Origin of the sequence: Rhodococcus sp. KRD197, from assembly GCF_017168235.1 — a bacterium.
Lineage (GTDB): Bacteria > Actinomycetota > Actinomycetes > Mycobacteriales > Mycobacteriaceae > Rhodococcoides.
Map to the genome: position 1 here is coordinate 845578 of NZ_JABFAO010000011.1, position 13859 is coordinate 859436.

Consider the following 13859-nt stretch of genomic DNA (forward strand, 5'->3'; position numbering starts at 1 on the left):
GCACACGATGGAAAGGTCTGCAGATCATTCGACGACTGAGCCGACTACCAACAGCGCCGACACGGATCAAAGCAAGACCGAGTCCGATCGCGCCGAGACGGCAGACGAGCGGGCTCAACTCGAGGACCGTTGGCGCAGGGCCGTCGCAGATCTGGACAACCTGCGCAAGCGGTATGCCAAGGATCTGGATCGTGAACGCGCCGCGGAGGTGGCGAAGGTTTCGGCGGCGTGGCTGCCGGTACTGGACAATTTGGAGCTTGCGCTGGCCCATGCGGGCAGCGATCCGCAGGCCGTCGTCGAGGGTGTGAAGGCGATCCGGGATCAGGCGGTGCAGGTGCTCTCACGGTTCGGCTTCGAGCGCCACGACGAGGTCGGTGTGCCGTTCTCCCCGGAACTCCACGAGGTGGTCAGTGTGGTAACCCGACCCGACCTTCCGTCCGGGACCGTGGTCGAGGTCTTGCGCCCGGGTTATGGAGAGGACGGGCGACAGTTGCGGCCCGCCGCGGTGGTCGTCAGCCGCCCCGAGGGGTGAGCACCGATGGCGCGTGACTACTACGAAGTGCTCGGGGTCCCGCGGGGCGCCGGCACCGACGAAATCCAGCAGGCGTACCGCAAGCTGGCCCGCAAGTACCACCCCGACGTGAACAAGGATCCCACTGCGGAGGACAGGTTCAAGGAGGCCAACGAGGCCTATCAGGTGTTGTCCGACCCGGACACCCGGAAACGCTATGACCGATTCGGTGACGACTTCCGGCGTGTGCCCGAGGATTACGACGAACGGGTGCGGGCAAGCGCCGGTGGGTACGGCGGCGGGTTCGGCGGCGGCGGGTACGGCGGTGGGGGCGGGGGCAGAAGGGTGCACTTCGGTCACGGTGTCGGTGGCGAGGGCGGCGTCGACTTCGAGGACCTCTTCGGGCAGATGTTCGGCGGCGGTGGCGGGTTCGGGCCGATTCCCGGCGCCGATCAGGAAGCGGAACTGGAACTGGCTCTGGAAGAGGCGTATCGGGGCGGAAAACGCACTCTCAGACTGGACGGACGGCAGTATGACGTCGACATTCCGGCCGGTGTCCTGGACGGCCAGCGAATCCGGTTGGCCGGGCAAGGAGGCCGGGGCAACGGTGACGCGCCGCCTGGGGATCTGTACCTCGTGGTGCGGATCAAGCCGCATTCACGGTTCCGCGTGCAGGGTCGGGACATCTACGTCGATCTGCCCGTATCGCCATGGGAGGCGGTTCTCGGGTCGATAGTCGTCGTTCCCACCCCGGGTGGCGAGGCGAAAGTCAAAGTGGTGCCTGGCTCTTCGACTGGTAGGAAGCTGCGCTTGCGCGGAGAGGGAATGCCCAATCCGCGGGGCGCCAACGGCAACCTCTACGCCGAAATCAAGGTGATGGTTCCGTCGAAACCGACAGCACGTGAACGCGAGCTGTTCGAGCAGTTGGGCGCCGAATCGAACTTCGATCCGAGGAAAGAGACATGAGCACCCCGACCCCGGTCACCCAGTACGTATTGGTTCGCCGTGCCGGTTTGTCGCCAGATGCCTTCGCCGAACGTACCGGGCTGCACCCCGACCTGGCACGAAAGCTTGTGGCTCTCGGACTGCTCGACGCCCACCGCTACGCCGGCGGAGAGATGTCGTTCGACCCATCCGAAGTGACCCACGCCGCCCGCATCCAACGGCTGCGGACCGGCCTGGGCCTGAACTACTCGGCAATCGGGCTCGTGCTCGATCTGCTGGATCGAATCGAGAAACTCGAAACAGCGGCCCGCAGAAGGAGGACACCCCCATGGACACCGGCAGCCTGACCGAAAAGTCACGAGAAGCCTTGCAGGAAGCCCAGAACGTCGCGACCAGAATGGGCCACACCGAAGTCGACGGAGAGCACCTGCTGCTCGCGTTGGTCGATCAGCAGGAAGGGTTGGTGCCCCGACTGCTCGAGCAGGCCGGCGCGAACGTCGATGCCCTGCGATCCGATCTGGAACGTGAACTGTCGCGTAGGCCGAAGGTCAGCGGCCCCGGCGCGACACCCGGTCAGGTGATGTTCACCCAGCGTCTGGCCAAGCTGCTCGATGCCGCAGAGCGGGAGGCGAAGCGACTCAAGGATTCCTACGTGTCGGTGGAGCATCTTGTGATGGCCCTCTCCGAGGAGGGGTCGGCCAGCGCGGCCGGTCGGGTCCTCGCCAGTCACGGGGTCACACGGGACGCCTTCCTCACGGCGCTGACGAGGGTGCGCGGCAATCAGCGTGTCACGTCGGCAACCCCGGAGGGGGCGTACGAGGCATTGGAGAAGTACGGGCGCGACCTCGTCTCCGAGGGGCGGGCAGGCAAACTCGATCCGGTCATCGGCCGGGATGCCGAGATACGCAGGGTAACTCAGATCTTGAGCCGGAAAACGAAGAACAATCCGGTGCTGATCGGCGACCCCGGTGTAGGTAAGACTGCGATTGTCGAGGGTCTCGCCCAGCGGATCGTCCGCGGCGACGTGCCCGAGGGCCTACGCGACAAGACGATCTTCTCGCTCGACATGGGTTCTCTGGTGGCCGGTGCGAAGTACCGCGGCGAGTTCGAGGAGCGACTGCAGGCCGTGCTGTCCGAGGTGAAGGCTGCCGAGGGGCGCATCCTGTTGTTCGTCGACGAGTTGCATACCGTGGTCGGAGCGGGCTCGGTCGGCGGCGAGGGGTCTCTCGATGCCGGCAACATGCTCAAACCGATGCTCGCACGCGGCGAACTGCACATGATCGGTGCCACCACTCTCGACGAGTATCGCAAGCACATCGAATCCGATGCGGCACTGGAGCGTCGATTCCAGACCGTTCTCGTCGACGAGCCCAGTGCCGAGGATGCGATCTCGATTCTGCGCGGACTTCGAGAACGCCTCGAGGTGTTCCATGGCGTGAAAATTCAAGACGGTGCATTGGTGGCCGCCGTGACCCTCTCGCACCGGTACATCACCGACCGCTTCCTTCCGGACAAGGCGATCGATCTCGTAGACGAGGCATGCGCTCGGCTCCGCACCGAAATCGATTCGATGCCTGCCGAACTCGACGAGCTCACCCGGAAGGTGACCCGTCTGGAGATCGAAGAGGCCGCACTGTCCAAGGAAACGGACGCGGCCAGCAAAGCGCGCCTCGAAGAATTGCGCAAGGAGCTGGCCGACCTGCGGGCCGAGGCAGACGCCCGGCACGCTCAATGGGAGGCGGAGCGGCAGGCGATCCGGCGGGTGCAAGAACTGCGAGGAGATTTGGAACGGTTGCGCGTCGAGGCCGAGGCCGCCGAACGCAACTACGACCTCAATCGGGCAGCCGAGTTGCGATACGGCGAGATCACCGAGCTCGAACGCCGGCTCGAGGCGGCGGAGGAGCAACTGGCCACCAGACAAGGCCGAAATCCGTTGCTGCGTGAAGTGGTCACCGAAGACGAGATCGCAGAGATCGTGGCCGCATGGACGGGTATCCCGGTCGCCCGGCTGCAAGAAGGTGAGCGGGAGAAGTTGTTGAAGCTCGACGAGATCCTGCACGAGCGGGTCGTCGGTCAGGACGAGGCGGTGCAACTGGTCGCGGACGCTGTGATCCGGGCGAGGTCCGGTATCCGTGATCCTCGTCGACCGATCGGTTCGTTCATTTTCCTGGGCCCGACGGGCGTCGGAAAGACCGAGCTTGCAAAGACATTGGCCAGCGCCCTATTCGACAGTGAAGACAACATGGTGCGCCTCGATATGAGCGAGTACCAGGAACGGCACACGGTGAGTCGGCTCATCGGTGCACCTCCCGGATACGTCGGGTACGACGAAGGTGGCCAGCTCACCGAGGCGGTGCGGCGTAAGCCGTACTCCGTGGTGCTCTTCGACGAGATCGAGAAGGCCCACGCCGACGTCTTCAATACCCTGCTGCAGGTGCTCGACGACGGCCGGATCACCGATTCTCAAGGGAGGCAAGTCGATTTCCGGAACACGGTGATCATCATGACCTCCAACATCGGATCCCAGCATCTCCTCGACGGGGTCACAGCCGACGGCGAGATCAAGCCGGACGCCAGGGAACGGGTGATGGCAGAACTGCGCGGGCATTTCCGCCCCGAATTCCTCAACCGGGTCGACGACATCGTGCTGTTCTCCCCACTCACCCTGCCCCAGATCGAGTACATAGTGGAACTGCAACTCACCGACCTTCGAAACAGGTTGTCGGAGAGACAGATACACCTGGAAATCACGCCGGAAGCACGCCGGCTCATCGCCGAACACGGTTTCGACCCGGTCTACGGTGCGCGGCCGCTGCGGCGGTACATCGCCCACGAGGTCGAAACCAAGATCGGTCGTGCGCTGTTGCGCGGCGAGATCAAACCGGACGGCACCATCAGCGTCACGGTGGACGGCGGCGAGCTTGCCGTCGCGTATGCCGAACCCGCCGTCGCGGCGGCCTGAGAAGAGGTAACTGGTCATGGGATCCGACAAGGTGAAGTGCCCGCACTGCGGCAAGATCAACAAGGTGCCGCCTCGGACGGGTTGAACACGGTGACACTGGAGTCGATCGCCGCCGGCGGCCAAGCCAGTACCTCCTCCCGGATCGAGAACTACCTGGGCTTCCCGGCAGGGGTCTCCGGCGCCGAATTGGCCGAGCGCGCCATAATCCAGGCCGGGAAATTCGGCGCCCGCCTCCTGGTGTCGGCGGACGTCGCCGGCCTCGGCTCCGAGGCCGGGAACCATGTGCTCCGACTGGCGGACGGCGGGTCGGTGCACGCCCGGGCCGTCGTGCTCGCCACCGGGGCGCGATATCGCAAGTTGGCCGTTCCGGGGATCGAGGCACTGGAAGGAACAAGCGTGTACTACGCCGCGACGCATCAGGAAGCACGGATATGCGGCACCGACCCGGTGGCCATCGTCGGCGGCGGAAACTCCGCCGGACAGGCCACCGTCTTCCTCGCCGACCATGTCCCCCACGTTCACCTGTTCATCCGCGGCGGTGACCTCGGAAAGAGCATGTCCCGATACCTGGTCGACCAGATCGAGCGGCATCCGCGGGTCACCGTGCACCGGAACACCGAGATTCGTCAGGTCCACGGCGAGAAATACCTCGAAGCAATTGTGGTCGAGGACAATCGCACGGGCGACCAGGACACGATCCGGGTGCACGCCCTGTTCGTCTTCATCGGGGCGACGCCGCACACCGGGTGGCTGGCCGACACGATCGCACTCGACGACCACGGCTTCGTCCTCACCGGCATGGACGCGGTCCACGCCCGAGGAGACGGCAACCGGCCGATCAGCGCCGGGCTGTCCAGGACGCTCGAAACCAGCCTGCCCGGCCTGTTCGCGGCGGGCGACATCCGCCGCGGTTCGGTGAAACGAGTCGCATCCGCCGTCGGTGAAGGAGCGATGGCCGTACGCCAAATCCATGAATACTTCGAAAGGAGCTGACGACATGCCAGTGATGGGCACCGTGAAATTCCAGCGGTTCTTCAGGGCAGCGGCCGGACTACAGGTCGACCGGAACGACCTCAAGCGCTATACCGATTTCATCGACGACAAGATCTACGACCTGATCCTGATCGGGAAAGCCTCCGCGAAAGCAAACTTGCGCGACGTGATCGAACCGTGGGACCTGCCGATCACCAAGGGGCTGCAGGAAAGCATCCACCGGTTCGAAAAACTCGACGAGGAGATCGAACTTCAACCGCTGCTCGATCAGCTCACGGCCCGGCCACCCTTGGACGTGGCTCTCTCCGAGGAGACCGAGCAACGACTGCCGCTGATCGCCGGAGGCCTGAGCGTGGCGCTGGCGCATACCTTCGTCACGGTCGAGCCGGACCGCAAGAACCCCGGGACCGCCGAATGGAGCGTCGCCTTCGACATCTTCCACCTACTGCTCTGACCCCGGGCGGCTGCCGGGGGCGACAGAGATCGATTTCCCACCCCACTGCGACGTCGGCGACTACACCGTCACCCAAATCGCAAACGTGCAGGACGTGTGCGGGTCCATCTCGGCCTTGGCCGTAGCGGGAAGTCCAGCTAGAGCGCACGCCTGAGAAGCGAGCGGGAGTGAGACGCCGTGCCTGGTGCGAGAGAAATTGGGGCGGATTCAGAGCAGGTGTTCGGTGGGGAGCCGCAGCGGGTCGGCAGCTTCCGATTCTTCCTCGACGGTCAGCGGTGGGAATGGTCCGACGCCGTCGCCCAGATGCACGGCTACCGGCCCGGGGACGTCACGCCGACCACCGAACTGCTGCTGTCCCACAAGCATCCCGAGGATCACCGGCGCGTCGCCCGCGTCCTCGAACGGATGATCAGTGACGCCGAACCGTTCAGCAGCAAACACCGCATCATCGACACCGCCGGCAAAGTTCACCTCGTCGTGGTCGTCGGCGACCTCTTGCACGACGACACAGACGCCGTGATCGGGACCACCGGCTTCTACATGACATCACCCAGTCCTACCGCAGCGATGTCAAGGAGTCGGTCGACGCGGCGGTCGCCGAACTCGCCGAGTCACGGGCGGTAATCGAACAGGCCGCGGGCGCACTGATGCTGGTCTACGGGATACCCGCCGACCGCGCCTTCGACGTTCTCACCTGGTGTTCCCAACAGACCAACACCCGACTTCGCACGATCGCCGAACAACTCGTCACCGGATTCGTCGAGTGCGAACCCGCTGCGGACCTACGGACCCGGTTCGACCACCTTCTGCTCACCGCCCACCAGCGAACCCGGCAACAGGGCTGAGTGAGTGACAGTCCCGCGGGGTGTAGGGAGTCAAACGAAACCTGGACCGGGCTGCCGACCGGTCGAGCACCTGATCTGGCACCCGCGCATCCGGGGACGGCTGGGTCGCGCGCGCTGCGCCGGCAATGATCATCCCGCCTCGTTCGACGGTTGTCGCGTCTGCTCGATGCGTTGCCGCTGCCGGACCCCGTACGCCGCCTCCCTGACGGCGGCGTCGTCCTCGAGACCCGACCCGAGCGCCCCACCGATGGTCGCGATGGACGCCAGTAGCCAGGCGAGGGTGAGGTAGTCGGAAAAATTCACCCCGTGCCCGAGAATGCGGGACAGCAGTTCCGGGGGAAGAGTCAGACACGCGGTGAACAGCAGCAGGCCGAACAAAGCCACGTGGAGGACGATCACGCCGATGACCAGGGTGACGACGGTGGCGGTGTTGTACAGCACCGAACGATCGCGCTCCTCCGGCGACTTCGGTCGTTCCCACAGTTCGTGTTCGACGAGCAGCCAGAGAATCATCGCCACGATCGACAGGACCGTCGCCGCACTCATCCGTCATGGGCCCATCGTGTCGGCGAACAACCAGATCGTGTTGGTGGCCAGTGCGATCGCACCCGTGGCGAAGGCGCCGACGAGCACCTTCGACAGTCCGGTGACCAGTCGCCACGGCCGGTTGGCCCGCACCATCCCCGACAGCAGTCGCAGTCGCCGCAGTCCCGAGGGCGCCAAGTATCGGATGCCGTCCTTGATCTGCACACACGGGTACCGTCGCGCCGCGCCGGGAGGCATGAGTTCGGGTTCACCGAGAACGCGGGCGAGCGCGAGTTCGGTGACGGTGCGGATGCGGCGCTCGATCCGGACGCCGCCCACACCGGCGACCGAGATGGGTGCGAATCTGTGGTCGACGCTGACGTCGGCCACCACCGGCAGGGTGTCCTCCCGGCGCGGCAGATCGGTGAGATACACGACGATGTCTTCCTGTTCGGAGGACGGATCGACCGTGTCGATGACATCGGTGAAATCGGCTTGCTCGTCCGGCAGGTACGGTTTGCGGCCACACAGGTCGTCCACCGGCGCTCGGGCCGGTCAGGGCTTTGCAGGCGTTCCGGCAGGTAGTCGGCGATGCGTTCGGCAAGAGCCGCTGGTTCGCCCGGATCCGCGATCAGCAGCACCGAAACCTGCTCACCCGCGGCACCGGAGTGCCCCGCCTGCAGATGCTCGTTCGCCGTCACCGCCTTCGCGTACCCGCCCGGTGTGTCCCCAAACTCCAGGCTGTGGGTGCGAGTCGATCACAGCGCCCGCCACGGATATCGGCTGCCAGTCCGTGTCCGGTAGACACCCCGCAGCGTCTGAGGATGCACCGCGGACACGACCACAACCCGCGGGATCTGGTCCGCTCGGTGCACCCCGCTGATCGATCCATTAGGGGCAAACGGGCCAATGACTGGGCATCGATCTCCTTACGGGATAGCGACCGGGCTGAGGATTCTGACAAGTTCGTGGGAATAAGGCACTGACACGACGGCGAGAACCTGCAGGTCGGAGATCCGCGAAGTGACACCGATCCGCGGAACCTACAGTCGCCGCGCGTGCATCGCAGACGACCCCGCTCCATCGGGCGAGAGCTATGTCGGCGGATGGTGCAACGGGATCCCGTGGTCGAGGAACAGTTGCACCGTCTCATCCAGCTCCGCCGCGGTGCGGCACCCCATGCGCAGGAAGTTGTACAACGAACTGGCGGATGCGGGATCGACGCGCGCTGCCGCGATGGCGGCCTCGGCCGCAGCGTGCGCGTCAGCCCATAAATCGCGCTCGGGTGCGGGGTAAGACGAGCGCGTCGGAGCTGTCCCGGGATCGACCGGCTCATGCGGTCGTGGGCTCAGCAGAGATGCGTGCGCACCGCCGGCATCGATCTCACCGCTCTCGACCATCGCAATGGCGATCGCCGCGGCCTTGAGGACTTTCGCCTGCTCGTCCCAGTGCAGGTCCTCGAACGGAACCCACGCGGTCCGCAACGGGCGAGAACGACCGGCGGCCTTCCAGATCGCAACGAGCCTCGTCGCCCACCGTCCGGTGCGAACCAGTGGCGTGGACACTTCGTCGACGACGGTGCGCAGAAGCCGGAACCACACTGCGGCATGTACCCGGCCTGGGCCGAGTTCCACCCATCCCGTTGTCAGAGCCTCGGTGCTGCGCCGATCGAGGTCCGTGACCGCTGAGGGAACCGGAACGGGCGAGACCCGTTCGTCCGAACCGAACCGGACCTGATCCCAGAAAATTGCATGACCAGGGAAAGCAGAGCAGGGTTCGAGTCGACAACGGTGGTCGAGGCAGCTGCTCAGCACCGGATATTGATGCAGCAGAGTCATGTTGATATCAGCAGTGGATTCGAGGCTGTCGATACATTCCGGGCATGCCCGACTGCGCGGAGTGCTCGCCCACGGCAACCATGCTTCGCTCGTGGGTGTGCGGCGTCGTCGATCCTCCCTCGCGAGGTCGGCCGGTAGCAGGATCGAGAATTGGTGGACGTAGGTGTCGAAGTCGCAGTCGGCGGGGTCGGTGCTGTCGAGCAGCCACGGTGTCCACCCCGCCAACGTCATCATCCGCACCCTCTCTACCGGGACTGCGCCGCGACCGGCCAGCTCGGCAAGTATCGGCTCCGGTGTGTAGCGGTCGAGATCTTCGACAGAACAATCGATTTCGAGTTCTGCAAGAAGGTCAGAGGGCCTGATGTGCGGATACAGCTCGCATATCCGGGCCAACCATGACGAGAGGACCTCACCTGGCAGTGGCTGCGGGTGCAGCGGCCACGGGCGAACGTACGCATCACCGGGCATCGGTGCGAGCCGCGCGTTCATGCGAGGTGGCGTTCGAACTGGCGGCGTCGCTCCGTGGGGCCGAGGTACGGAGTGCGCGTGAGCACCGATGAGGTCATCGCTTCCTCTCCGCTGTCGACGGCGGTCACTGCTGCGGCTGTGAGCAGCGTTGCCAGTTCACCGATGGTGCCCTCGGAGCGAGTGAGGAGGTAGTCGGTCATCTCCAGTGATGTCACGTGCGAGGGTTTGCGGAGGGGGAAGCTCGTGCTGAAACTGGCCAGCAGTGATCTGGTGTCGGCAGTGTTGGTCCAGACCGGCAAAGTGATGGGGTGGAATCGATTCTCCAGCTGCGGATCGGTCCGGATGGCGAGGTAAGCGTCGCGGGTTCCGACAGCGACGAGAGGAATGCGTAGTTCGTTGCCCAGGAACCGCAGCACGTTCAAGAATTCGCGGCGGACGTTGTCGCGGCCGGCGAGAACATTGTGGAGCTCGTCGATGATCAACATCCGTACGCCGGTGGCGCGGAGCAGCATCAATGCTTGCTGTTCGAGTTCGTGGACCCGATTGCGGGGCCTGGTCGGTGTTCCCAACGCTGTGAGCAGTGCGAGGTAGAACCGGCCGGGTGACGGGTCCGGGGCCTCGACGCGAAAGACCCAGTGGAACAACCCGGCACGAGAGGTCGGACGATCACCCACGCCCGCACTCCACTCGAAGCCGCACAACCAAACTCACAGCGACGCCATCAGTTGATCGGTGCATTCGGGTTAAGCGGTCGTGCCGACGCCGGTCGGTGACGACCTGTCCTTGGTATCGGATATTCGACTCGAGCTCGCTCAGACGTCGGCGGGCTTCGTCGGCGGCGGGTCCAACGAGATCGGTGTGTTCGTGGGCATCGATCATTGCCATCAGACCCTCCCCTCGGGCAAGGGCCTCCTCTGACTCGACTTCGGCGCGGAAACCGCTATCCGATGTGCCGGCGTAGCCCTCGAACATCTGGACAGCTTGGTGGCGATATTGAATTGCCCCGGCAATGGATCCGCCGGGTTGGCGTGCGATGAACCAGGCGAGTGTTCGTCTGAACTGGCGGGTTGTCAGCCGCCACGTTTGGGCATTCACAGCCGGAATGTCCTCTGCGAGATCATGTGCGCGACAATAGCCATCGATCCAGGACACCAGATTGTTGATGTGGTCGTTCGTGGTCTTGGTCAAATTGACGTGGGCGGCGGTTTTGCCGATCCGCACAGCGGTGCCATGAGTTGAGGGTGCGAACAGCCGGGTTTCGTTACGGGGTTGGAGGAGTTCGAGGACCGCCACGGCGCGGGCGGCCGGAGCGCCGACAACCCAGGTCGCTTGCACTCCGGTGGGGTCGCGTTCACCTTTGAACGCCAGGCTGGTGATCATCCACCGGTAGGGCCTGCCGTGAGGGTCACGTTTGACGCTGATGCAGCCCCGCTGCAGATGCTTGATCTCGCTGTCACGCATGCCGGACAGGAACGCGATGATCACGTAGCAGGCTGCGCTCAGCGCCGACAGCAGGTGCAAGATCCCGGCCTGCCGATCACGCCGATTGAACAGGATGCGGTCAATCCAGGGGGACCCGTTGATCCGTCCGTTGATCACCACGTCACACGAGACATCGTTGTCGACCCCGACCAGTCGAGCTGTGTCCTCGATGAGGTCATGGTAAGTCCGCAAGGTCGAGCGATCGCATCCAAGCAGGCGGGACAGGTGGCGAAAGCTCGGTTGGCCGTTGTGTCCCGGTAGTGGGCGTTCTGCGTCACGGTATTCAGCTAACAGATGGACCAGATCCTTCTCTACCCAACGCCTTGCCTCGGGCGGAACTACCCCTTCTTGCAATCGAACTCGTCGCCACTCGCGGTCTGCCGCGAGAATGTCCGATGCAAACTCATCGACGAACCGCAGACTCCAGGTGAGTAGGGGTCCGAGCACCGCCTCCGGAATTCTGGCGGTCGCGTTGTCTGGCCCGCTCCTGTCGCCGGACTCGCTCCAACCATCGATGTGGTACGGGTCGAAAGTCAGCTGATCGGTAACCATGAGTCCGCGGTAGCGATAGAGCGACCGAACCGAACTGCGATAGCGATCACGAACCGTGAGAGTGGGTTGCGTCGCGAGCAAATGCAGTTGGTACGCAATCAAATCGGAAGGTTGCAACTCCGATAGCAGCGGCTGGCGCAGGTTGGGTCGCGAAGCGAGCCAGGAGAAGAAGTGGCGGAGCGTGGGCAACATCGAGGCAATCGTCGCTACCTTCGGTAAGCCGCGTCCTCTGGCGGGTGCAGGCCCGCCCAGCAGCCCGATGAAAAGTTCTTTGGCCACGGTGCGATAGACAGACGGCACGGATGTGAAGTCGAGGATCAGAGCAACATGATGTTGCTGAAAGAAAGCTGGACTGAGATCCCAGACGTCCTCTACGAATCGGGAAGCTCGGCTGAGTTCTGTCTCCGGGCGCACCGGCCGCCCGTTCAGTACGCATCGTTCGTCGAACGGGTGCGACGTCGACGGTTGAGGGTGGGCGTTGGTCATGTTTGCTCCCATGGTGATTCGACGAGATCGAGAAGTGCATCGGTGGGTTTGATCTCCGTTGCCGCCAGGATCTCGGACCGATTGAACTTCGAGAGAACGTCATGGCGGATGGCCGCCCACGTCGGTCCGTATCGGACCCACCAATCGGCCTCCGACAGCTGATCGCGGCGGGCCGCCAGCGCATCGAGCAATCCGAGCAGTCCAGGAAGGTGATCAGGCGTGATCACGCAGTTTCCGCAGTGAAAGCAGTCGAGAAACGATGCGCGACAGCTTCTCCCGGTGGCGGGATGGTGGTCGTGATCCCGGCACGCTGACCAGGCGGTATCGGCTGCGTCTGTGTGCGTCGGCGGGGTATCCCCGTGAGGATTGGTGGCGGAGCGTTCCGGCTGCACGTTCAGTGTGCCTCCTGCAACGTGCAGCGCCCGTCTGTGTGCTGCCAGAGCGCTCGATTCGGCGTCGCTGACGGCAGCCGCAACAACGGTGTGTGCCCATTCCTGTGTTGTCGGGTCTCCGCGTAGATAGTTCCGGAACAGAACCGGGATGGTGTTGCTCCGGGCAGCGGACGGGAGGTGACCGCCGATCTGTTTGGTACGGCGCACGTCTGCCGTGGTCTTGATCCGGTTGCCGGTGACCGCAAGCGGAGCCGGGGGCGTTCCGTCGACGACGTCAGCGTGGAGGCAATGCCGGGTGCGCCATCCGGCAAGGTTGATTGCTGTCGCGGTCAGTTCGCGAGCGAATGGGTCGAAATGTTCTTCGATACCGCGAAGGCCGGTGTTGTGGCCGCTACGCCAGATCGACCAAACGGATGCGCTGCCAGAAGTGTTCCTGCTGCGAGTGGTCAGTTCGTGTAGCAGTAGGTAAAGACCGCCGGGATAGTGCAGTTCGCGACCCGGTGGCCCGATCTCCCACGTCGCGGTCTCGAACCATCGGTGATTGCCGCGGCGGCGTTTGATGACACGAACTTCGACGGCGCGTGTCTCCAGGATTCGGTGTTCCCAGGGGAGCTCTTTGATGGTTTCGATATTGCGGCCGGTCAGCGCCACCATCAACACGAGCATTGGCGCGAGGTCCCGGATCGTCATATAGAGCCGGCTCGCAAGCTCCAGTCTGACGACGTGCGCGCTGAAGCTCCGGCTCGGGGGTACGACTCCTGATTCCGCAATCGCGACGAGCTCTTTGTCGCCCTCCAAGCCTTCCTGTTCACCCGTTTGTCCTATTGCAGCTTCCGAGAGTCGAATTCGATCGCGCAATGCGGTGATGTCTGACCGAGCGGCTGAGAGAATACGATCGAACTCTCCGTCCGAGTAGCCAGGTTGGCCAATCCGGGTCTGCCCGATTTGGCGGCAGGTGTAGTCGATCACTGATGAATTCACCGTATCGACCAGCGGTGGCAACGTCAGGAACTGTCCGAAAAGTGCGATGCCTCGCCAGGCGTAGACGTCCTTCTGCGTGATTCTGCGCTGGTTGTAGACAGATTGGAGGTGGGCGGTCTCCAGCAACGGTGGTCCGGTCGGTGGATCCGGCAGTTCCGAGAGGGATCGCAGCATGGATCGCACCCTCGTAACCAGTCCCTTCGCTGAGCTGAGCGTCCTGCTGCGTCCCGTCGCCCCGAGGGCAAGGGCCAGAGCCTCTGCAACTGCCGTGTGCCAACCGGGCAGCGCCATCTTCGCGACGTCCACCAGCAGAGTCCGGCCGTCTTCACCATCGAATCGGACCGTGAGGCCGGAGGCGATGGCGTGTTCGCCTTCGGTCGGTGTGTACGGGCCAGATGGGAGCATCGCGCGGCGCCCGGTGCCGG

Annotated in this window: 8 protein-coding genes and 4 pseudogenes; 7 read left to right on the forward strand and 5 right to left on the reverse strand. The window is 64.2% G+C overall.

What is annotated here, in order from left to right:
• The first annotated feature begins 7 nt into the window (after positions 1-7).
• From J1M86_RS19745 to J1M86_RS19775, 7 genes and pseudogenes are all read left to right on the forward strand, one after another.
• Positions 8-532 carry a nucleotide exchange factor GrpE gene (locus J1M86_RS19745; protein WP_206511050.1) on the forward strand — a complete coding sequence of 175 codons (525 nt, stop codon included), beginning with the start codon at positions 8-10 and terminating at the stop codon, positions 530-532.
• Between the two features lie 6 nt (positions 533-538).
• On the forward strand, positions 539-1477 hold the full coding sequence (locus tag J1M86_RS19750; RefSeq protein ID WP_206511051.1) for a DnaJ C-terminal domain-containing protein: 939 nt from the start codon (positions 539-541) through the stop codon (positions 1475-1477).
• A complete protein-coding gene (locus J1M86_RS19755; RefSeq protein ID WP_206511052.1) occupies positions 1474-1803 on the forward strand; it encodes a chaperone modulator CbpM in 330 nt (109 codons plus the stop codon). The genes J1M86_RS19750 and J1M86_RS19755 overlap by 4 nt, the downstream gene beginning before the upstream one ends.
• Positions 1785-4418, forward strand: coding sequence for an ATP-dependent chaperone ClpB (gene clpB, locus J1M86_RS19760; protein ID WP_206511053.1), 2634 nt, complete (start codon positions 1785-1787; stop codon positions 4416-4418). The genes J1M86_RS19755 and clpB overlap by 19 nt, the downstream gene beginning before the upstream one ends.
• Before the next feature lie 69 nt (positions 4419-4487).
• A pseudogene (locus J1M86_RS19765) lies at positions 4488-5411 on the forward strand (NAD(P)/FAD-dependent oxidoreductase); the annotation flags it as partial.
• A 13-nt stretch (positions 5412-5424) separates the two neighbouring features.
• Positions 5425-5865, forward strand: a complete 441-nt coding sequence (locus J1M86_RS19770) for a DUF1931 family protein (protein WP_206511148.1) — start codon at positions 5425-5427, stop codon at positions 5863-5865.
• A gap of 195 nt (positions 5866-6060) precedes the next feature.
• Positions 6061-6710: pseudogene (locus J1M86_RS19775) on the forward strand (PAS and ANTAR domain-containing protein).
• Between the two features lie 129 nt (positions 6711-6839).
• Here the strand turns inward: J1M86_RS19775 and J1M86_RS19780 are convergent.
• From J1M86_RS19780 to J1M86_RS19800, 5 genes and pseudogenes are all read right to left on the reverse strand, one after another.
• Positions 6840-7936: pseudogene (locus J1M86_RS19780) on the reverse strand (hypothetical protein).
• A gap of 393 nt (positions 7937-8329) precedes the next feature.
• Positions 8330-9562: a TniQ family protein gene (locus J1M86_RS19785; RefSeq protein ID WP_206511054.1), complete on the reverse strand. Its 1233-nt coding sequence runs from the start codon at positions 9560-9562 to the stop codon at positions 8330-8332.
• A pseudogene (locus J1M86_RS19790) lies at positions 9559-10164 on the reverse strand (TniB family NTP-binding protein); the annotation flags it as partial. The gene J1M86_RS19785 and the pseudogene J1M86_RS19790, both read right to left, overlap by 4 nt.
• A 43-nt stretch (positions 10165-10207) precedes the next feature.
• The gene (locus J1M86_RS26475) at positions 10208-12061 is read right to left on the reverse strand and encodes a hypothetical protein (RefSeq protein WP_241260214.1); all 1854 of its coding nucleotides are present in this window, start codon (positions 12059-12061) and stop codon (positions 10208-10210) included.
• Positions 12058-13839 (reverse strand): hypothetical protein, encoded by a 1782-nt coding sequence (locus J1M86_RS19800; protein ID WP_141215008.1) that lies wholly within the window; start codon positions 13837-13839, stop codon positions 12058-12060. The genes J1M86_RS26475 and J1M86_RS19800 overlap by 4 nt, the downstream gene beginning before the upstream one ends.
• Positions 13840-13859: the final 20 nt, after the last annotated feature.

What these genes read in the sequence shown, in the direction of transcription:
- J1M86_RS19745 (WP_206511050.1), top strand. Translation starts at nt 8, where the DNA reads ATGGAAAGGTCTGCAGATCATTCGACGACTGAGCCGACTACCAACAGC.
- J1M86_RS19750 (WP_206511051.1), top strand. Translation starts at nt 539, where the DNA reads ATGGCGCGTGACTACTACGAAGTGCTCGGGGTCCCGCGGGGCGCCGGC.
- J1M86_RS19755 (WP_206511052.1), top strand. Translation starts at nt 1,474, where the DNA reads ATGAGCACCCCGACCCCGGTCACCCAGTACGTATTGGTTCGCCGTGCC.
- clpB (WP_206511053.1), top strand. Translation starts at nt 1,785, where the DNA reads ATGGACACCGGCAGCCTGACCGAAAAGTCACGAGAAGCCTTGCAGGAA.
- J1M86_RS19770 (WP_206511148.1), top strand. Translation starts at nt 5,425, where the DNA reads ATGGGCACCGTGAAATTCCAGCGGTTCTTCAGGGCAGCGGCCGGACTA.
- J1M86_RS19785 (WP_206511054.1), bottom strand. Translation starts at nt 9,562, where the DNA reads ATGAACGCGCGGCTCGCACCGATGCCCGGTGATGCGTACGTTCGCCCG.
- J1M86_RS26475 (WP_241260214.1), bottom strand. Translation starts at nt 12,061, where the DNA reads ATGACCAACGCCCACCCTCAACCGTCGACGTCGCACCCGTTCGACGAA.
- J1M86_RS19800 (WP_141215008.1), bottom strand. Translation starts at nt 13,839, where the DNA reads ATGCTCCCATCTGGCCCGTACACACCGACCGAAGGCGAACACGCCATC.